Source organism: Moraxella sp. CTOTU47618 (genome assembly GCF_032017425.1).
Lineage (GTDB): Bacteria > Pseudomonadota > Gammaproteobacteria > Pseudomonadales > Moraxellaceae > Faucicola > Faucicola tetraodonis.
The window spans coordinates 55,655-62,557 of sequence record NZ_DALZPW010000010.1 but is presented as its reverse complement, the minus strand read 5'-3'; the positions used below and the strand labels follow the sequence as shown (position 1 = coordinate 62,557).

Below are 6,903 nucleotides of genomic sequence, written 5' to 3'. Positions count from 1 at the left end.
AACTGCCCCACTCAACGACACCCAAGCTTCACCGCCACATAGGCGGCTTAGAAATACCAAATTCCAAAGGGTCGGTGATAGCAGGGCTTCACCGCCACATAGGCGGCTTAGAAAAAAACAAAGGCAATCCGATTGATAGTACGATTCTTCACCGCCACATAGGCGGCTTAGAAATAAACAAACTGCCCCACTCAACGACACCCAAGCTTCACCGCCACATAGGCGGCTTAGAAATTGTTTGATAAATTGCTCAGAAATACTGGTTACTTCACCGCCACATAGGCGGCTTAGAAAAATTTGAGACACAAGGGAAACTTAGCACTTCTCTTCACCGCCACATAGGCGGCTTAGAAACTGTGCGGATAGTTGCTTATACGCATATACCCCTTCACCGCCACACAGGCGGCTTAGAAAGATAGTACCATCATCACGAAAATGGATAGACTATTCACCGCCACACAGGCGGCTTAGAAAATGAAAAAATTATTTCGTTGGCTCATTGTTTTATTCACCGCCACACAGGCGGCTTAGAAAATACCCGTATGCAGCGTCAACATCACCGACGGATTCACCGCCACACAGGCGGCTTAGAAATATCTAGATGCCAGTGAGCAAGTTATCAATAAATTCACCGCCACACAGGCGGCTTAGAAATCAGCTGATAGTGCATCATTGACGTTTTTAACCATTCACCGCCACACAGGCGGCTTAGAAAAATTTAACGTCAATAATCTCAGTGATTGCTTCAATTCACCGCCACACAGGCGGCTTAGAAAATTCATCATCTTCTAGAACTTCAAGCCAAAAGATTCACCGCCACACAGGCGGCTTAGAAATTAAATAAAAAACCTAGCTTAATTGCTAGGTTATTCACCGCCACACAGGCGGCTTAGAAAAAGCGTCAGCCCTGCACCTGTTAAGACTTGCTATTCACCGCCACACAGGCGGCTTAGAAAATTAGAAAGAGACAAGCACCGACGAACATCATATTCACCGCCACACAGGCGGCTTAGAAACGCCATCATCAAGGCTTACACGGTTTGACGTTATTCACCGCCACACAGGCGGCTTAGAAAGTTTGTTGATGGTCAATAGCAATATCACCCATATTCACCGCCACACAGGCGGCTTAGAAATGTCCCTAATGAACCACGTATAGATAAATCTATATTCACCGCCACACAGGCGGCTTAGAAAAAAATAAAGCACCACTTAATTGGTAAGGGGATATTCACCGCCACACAGGCGGCTTAGAAACTAATATATTTAAGTTTATGTTTGACGAATATATTCACCGCCACACAGGCGGCTTAGAAAATTATTGCAACGACATACAATAGCCAGTAAAAATTCACCGCCACATAGGCGGCTTAGAAATTCATCATTTAGGCTCATAACCGCAATAATTGATTCACCGCCACATAGGCGGCTTAGAAAACATTGGTTATTTGATAAAGGGACACGAGTAGATTCACCGCCACACAGGCGGCTTAGAAAAAAGATTTTAAGGGCGCGGCTGACCAGTTTTTCTTCACCACCACACAGGCGGCTGAGTCTTAATTAGTAAAACAGTGAAGTTTATTTATTTTTACTAAAGTGACCAAAAACAAGTGGGTGTGAAATTAAAATTCTTAAAAAAATGCGTGGTCACCAAATGGTCACCTTTTGGTCACCATTCAATTTCTGTAGTAAAAAAGGTGCCCAAAATCACAAAAGTGGTCAAAATTTCAATTCTCGAAAAACCACGTAAACCCTTGATATCACTGCAATAAAAAAGCCCCAATCAATCGACTGGGGCTTTTGGAATATGGTAGGCATAATCTGACTCGAACAGACGACCCCCACCATGTCAAGGTGGTGCTCTAACCAACTGAGCTATATGCCTAAAAGGGTCTAACAATCTACTTGCGTAAGTAGGAGTGCCATTTTACCAAAAAATTTTGCTTTTGCAAGTGGTTTTAATTTTTCGCTTCAATTTTTATTGCGCTATCTTCAGCTAAGTTTTCGTTAAGGTTACGTTGTTTTAATACACTCAGCCACTCGGATATACCTCAGTATCAACCTTATCCCGTGACCTAACAACTTTATCAAAAACTTAGGATGGCATTATGAAAAAATCATTAATTACCTCAGGCTTATTGGCACTCGCTATGTTATCAGCTAGCAGCGCATTTGCCGAAGCCAACTGCCAAGCGCACCCAAAAAACGAACAAATCCCGCAAGCCGATTTTCAAAAAGCGTTAGAAAAACATGGCTTTACTATCAAAAAATTCAAAACCGATGGCAACTGCTATGAAATGTATGGCAAAAGCAAAGGTGGGAAAAAAGTCGAAATGTACTTTGATACCAAAGACGGCAAAATCGTTAAATCAGAAATCGACTAATGATAGGATAAGCAAACCGTCCAACCACCGCAATTTGAGGTAGGTTTGCCAATGTTATGCCTTCACACGGCTAATTTAGCCGTGTTGATATTTTAGACAATGGAAAATAACAATGTTACCACAACCACAATCTGCACAAACCGTCAAAGTCTGGGATATTTGGGTGCGCATCACTCATTGGGCAGTCGCTGCGGGTATTTTTGCCAACCTTATCGTCACTGAAGGTGGTAGTGATGTGCATGAGTACATGGGTTATGCCGTCGTGGCGCTGGTAGTGTCTCGTTTGATTTGGGGATTGGTGGGTAGCCAATACGCCAGATTTAATAATTTTTTCCCTACCCCTACCCGCATTCGCGATCATATGACCGACATCAAGCAGCATAAGTTTCAAGGTCATCTGGGTCACAATCCGTTGGGTGCGCTGATGATGTTTGCACTGTGGGGCGTTATTATTGCGCTGGGTGTCACAGGCTATCTGCAAACCACCGACCAATTTTGGGGAGACGATAGCATCCAAGCGATTCACGAATTTTTAGCCAACAGTCTTTGGGTACTAGTCCCTTTACATGTGGCAGCCGCGATTATAATGGGAAGACTACAACAACAAAACTTGGTAAAATCGATGATAACGGGTGAAAAAACCGTTCAATAAATACCTTTGCTAAAAAATAAGATAAAACCCACGGAATACCCTCATGACCCGAATTTTACTGATTGAAGATGATGCCACCATTGCCGATGGCATTGTCAAAGGCTTGAGCCAACAAAATATGATGGTGGATTGGTTTGCGGATGCCAAACTCGGTGAAATGGCCATTCATGAAGGGGTGTTTGATGCCGTGTTATTGGATTTGACCTTGCCACGTGGCGATGGGATGACCATTTTAGCCAACTGGCGACAACAAAAGATTGACACGCCTGTCTTGATTATTACGGCGCGCGATGCCATTGCCAACCGCGTGGCAGGTCTCAATGCTGGCGCAGACGATTATTTGGTCAAACCGTTTGCTTTAGATGAAGTGGTTGCCCGTTTGCAGGCTTTGATTCGCCGTAGCCAAGGTCGCAGTCAGACTGAAATCCGCTATGGGGATGTCAGCTATTTGCCACAGCAGCAGCAAGTTTTTTATCAAGGAAAATGGGTGGACTTGACTGCCAAAGAAATCACCGTTCTTGAGCAGTTTATTAGCTATCCCAATTTGGTGCATAGCCGTGCCAGCCTTGAGGATAAGCTATACGGTTGGCAGCAAGATATCGAAAGCAACGCGATTGAAGTACATATTCATAACCTGCGAAAAAAACTCGGCAATGATTTTATCCTCACTCGGCGTGGTATTGGCTATTATCTCAATCCTGCCTTGCAGCGCCCTGAATGATTCGCCCGATATCCCGCTTTAAGCGGTTACCATTATGACCCCTACCACCCAAAAACCTTATAGTATCCAAAGGCAGCTACTCAACTCCCTGCTCATCGGACTACCGATTATTTGGCTATCGATTACCCTCATATCGGTATGGCGGCTTTCGCACGAAATCAACGAAATCAATGACACCCAAATCACCCAATTAGCCCGCTATCTGATTGGTATTTCTCAAGACGTTAAGCTTCATCTCACCAACCCTGCCAATGAGCCTAAAATTTTAAATCTTGAAAATGGCTTGCTATCAGGCGATTTAGGGGATGCCGAAGAAGACTATATGGGTTTTGCGATTTGGGATCAAAACGGTAAATTACTGATGGCTGATAAAGACGGTCAGCATTTTACATTTTTGCCCAAACAACATGGGTTTTTGGAAAACAACAGTGCCTATCAAGAGCTCAATCCCTTTAGTCACTCGTGGCGCCTGTTTTATGCGCATGACGACGCTACCAACCATCTCATCGCTATCGGGCAAAACCTTAATTCGCGTCAAGAGATTATCTATAAATCATTAACCATTCAACTCGTTCCCTCGCTGATTGGGGTGCTGCTATTGATTATGCTGACATGGCTGTCAGTGCGACGAGGGTTTGTTCCACTTAAACGGATTAGTGACTTGTTGAGCACTCGCAGCCCTGAAGATAAAACCCCATTATCGGTCGATACACCATTAGAAATTCAACCCTTGCTAAACGCGCTTAATGAGTTATTTGATAAAGTCGCGGATACCCTTGAGCGTGAAAAACGCTTTACCGCAGATGCCTCTCATGAATTACGCAGCCCGCTCACTGCCATCAAACTACAGACCGATGTACTACAACAAACCATTTTGCAAGCCAATTTAACCGATAGTCAAACCGATGCACTCCTGAGTCACTGCCGACAAATCAGTCATAGTAATGAGCGCGCCAATCGACTGGTCGAACAATTGCTGATTTTGGCAAAACTGGCGCCACAGCAAGGGCTCGACCCGCAGACCTTTGCACCGATTGATTGGATAGCCCTATCCAATGATATCCTCTCAGAAGTCAACCGTCGTGCCCGCGAAAAAAACAGCCAATTACGCCGTGATGTGTTAGTGGATGCCAAAGCTATTTTGCCTTTGACAGGTAACGCCACGTTAATCGGCATTTTGCTGCGTAACCTATTGGACAATGCCATTCGCTATAGCCCTGACCATACCACGATTCGGTTAGTGTTAGATAGCGAGGTGATTTCAGTCATCGACAATGGCAATGGGGTTGCACCTATCGACCTTGCTCGGCTATCAGAGCGGTTTTTTCGTCCCGCAGGTCAAGCTGAGATTGGTAGTGGCTTGGGTCTGTCGATTGTGCGCCGTATCGCTGAGCTGCATGGTTTGCAAATTACCCTACAGAACCTAGAACACGATGGGCAGATTTGCGGTTTCCAAGTCAGTCTCTTTAAGCGCTGACTTGCCCACTGCTGAAGCTTACTTTACCAACAACAGGGGGCATTTAAAAAAGGATACATAGCGTATCCTTTTTGTGGGAGTAAACTAAAAAAATTAGTACACGTTGGGCACATACATATCTTCAGCGATAGGCTCACGTTGGTAATTGTCGTGATGCTCACGCTCTGGCAATACCACTTCATCCCGTTGTATTTCTTGGTAGGGAATTTGTGAGAGCAGATGGTTGATGCAGTTTAGCCGCGCTTTTTTCTTATCATCACCCTCAACCACCCACCAACGAGCTTCTGGGATATGGGTGCGTTCAAACATCACTTCCTTGGCTTTGGTATAATCTTCCCAGCGGCGGCGCGATTCTAAATCCATCGGTGAGAGTTTCCACTGTTTTAGCGGGTCATAAATACGGCTCATAAAGCGTGACTCTTGCTCGTCATCTGAAATAGAAAACCAATATTTGATTAAGCGAATCCCCGAGCGCACCAACATACGCTCAAATTCTGGCACTGACTCAAAAAACTCTTCGTATTGCGCGTCAGTACAAAATCCCATCACTCGCTCAACCCCAGCACGGTTGTACCAACTGCGGTCAAATAACACAATCTCGCCCGCGGCTGGCAGGTGCGCGACATAGCGCTGAAAATACCATTGGGTCTTTTCGCGGTCATTGGGCGCTGGCAGGGCTGCCACACGGCAGACGCGCGGATTGAGCCGTTGGGTGATACGTTTGATAGCACCGCCTTTACCTGCTGAATCGCGACCTTCAAAGATGACAACGATGCGCTCACCGGTTGCTACTACCCAATCTTGCAATTTAATGAGTTCTTTTTGCAGACGAATCAATTCATTAAAATAAATATGGCGAGCGATTTTTTGGCTGTCGGTTAACGGCTGCCCGTCATACCGTAAATCTTGGATGTAGTCGTCCATTTCCGACTCAATCTCTTCGTCATAGCTGTCAATCAAGTCTTCATGCATTTGTTGTCGCAGTCTATCATTGTTTTTGAGGGTTTCATCATTTAAAAACTGTGATTGGGGCAGGTCATCAAGCATATCGGTAATATGATTGCTGATAGTGAGGTTGCTATTAGCAGTGGGCTGATTATTTGGCATATTGACGTTCTCTAATGAGCATTAAAAATGCTGATAATATGACAAAATTATGAAGGTATGATGATACAAAAGGTTAAAAACATCAGCTTATCTGCGCTGGCTGAAGCATTAAGTATTGTTGAGGCGTTAAAAACCAACCAAGTTGACAAACTGCCTTTGACAGCAGACATTCCGCCTACATCAGGTTTACAGCGTCCCGATCTTTGGGCAAGTCTGTTGACCATTAAACAAACGCCTGCGTTTACCCCGCTCGTCAAAACAGTAGCCGATAGTGAAGTCAAACTTATTTGGGCAGAAGCAGAATTTTGTGAGTTTGGTTGGCGCCATTCTCGCGAGCACTATAATACTGTTGACCGCTGGGTCGCTACGGCTGAATTAACCGCCTTAAATACATCGGGTGTGGATAAACAAAGCTTTAATGCGTTAAAAGCCCAGTATTTGGCGCGCTTAAAGCTGCTTGCTGCGACTAAAAATAGTAGAGAAAGTTGCCGTGGCGCTGTGTTACCTTATATCGAGCCACCCAAAGTTGCCATAGCTGATGAGCAGTTTACCGTTAAATAAA

6 protein-coding genes, 1 tRNA gene and 1 CRISPR repeat array are annotated in these 6,903 nt (G+C 44.8%); of the genes, 5 read left to right on the top strand and 2 right to left on the bottom strand.

All coding sequences use genetic code 11. From position 1 onward, the window contains the following. Window positions 1-26: 26 nt before the first annotated feature. Window positions 27-1,497: direct repeats of the CRISPR family, unit length 28 nt; unit sequence ATTCACCGCCACACAGGCGGCTTAGAAA. Between the two features lie 311 nt (window positions 1,498-1,808). Next, window positions 1,809-1,885 (bottom strand) — tRNA-Val (locus RTS09_RS08775). Between the two features lie 223 nt (window positions 1,886-2,108). Here RTS09_RS08775 and RTS09_RS08770 point away from each other — a divergent pair. The 4 genes from RTS09_RS08770 (at window position 2,109) to RTS09_RS08755 (ending at window position 5,234) form a co-directional block, all read left to right on the top strand. Further along, window positions 2,109-2,384 (top strand): PepSY domain-containing protein, encoded by a 276-nt coding sequence (locus RTS09_RS08770; protein WP_076776395.1) that lies wholly within the window; start codon window positions 2,109-2,111, stop codon window positions 2,382-2,384. Between the two features lie 112 nt (window positions 2,385-2,496). After that, on the top strand, window positions 2,497-3,036 hold the full coding sequence (locus tag RTS09_RS08765) for a cytochrome b/b6 domain-containing protein (RefSeq protein ID WP_312536186.1): 540 nt from the start codon (window positions 2,497-2,499) through the stop codon (window positions 3,034-3,036). A gap of 43 nt (window positions 3,037-3,079) precedes the next feature. Next, complete coding sequence (locus RTS09_RS08760; RefSeq protein WP_007117116.1) at window positions 3,080-3,757, top strand: response regulator; 678 nt, start codon at window positions 3,080-3,082, stop codon at window positions 3,755-3,757. 34 nt (window positions 3,758-3,791) lie between these two features. Next, window positions 3,792-5,234 carry an ATP-binding protein gene (locus RTS09_RS08755; protein ID WP_312536184.1) on the top strand — a complete coding sequence of 481 codons (1,443 nt, stop codon included), beginning with the start codon at window positions 3,792-3,794 and terminating at the stop codon, window positions 5,232-5,234. 93 nt (window positions 5,235-5,327) lie between these two features. Here the strand turns inward: RTS09_RS08755 and ppk2 are convergent, their stop codons facing one another. Further along, window positions 5,328-6,341: a polyphosphate kinase 2 gene (gene ppk2 / locus RTS09_RS08750; protein WP_312536182.1), complete on the bottom strand. Its 1,014-nt coding sequence runs from the start codon at window positions 6,339-6,341 to the stop codon at window positions 5,328-5,330. 57 nt (window positions 6,342-6,398) lie between these two features. Here ppk2 and RTS09_RS08745 point away from each other — a divergent pair, with 57 nt between their 5' ends. Continuing rightward, a complete protein-coding gene (locus RTS09_RS08745; RefSeq protein ID WP_312385313.1) occupies window positions 6,399-6,902 on the top strand; it encodes a hypothetical protein in 504 nt (167 codons plus the stop codon). The last annotated feature ends 1 nt before the right edge of the window (window position 6,903 follow it).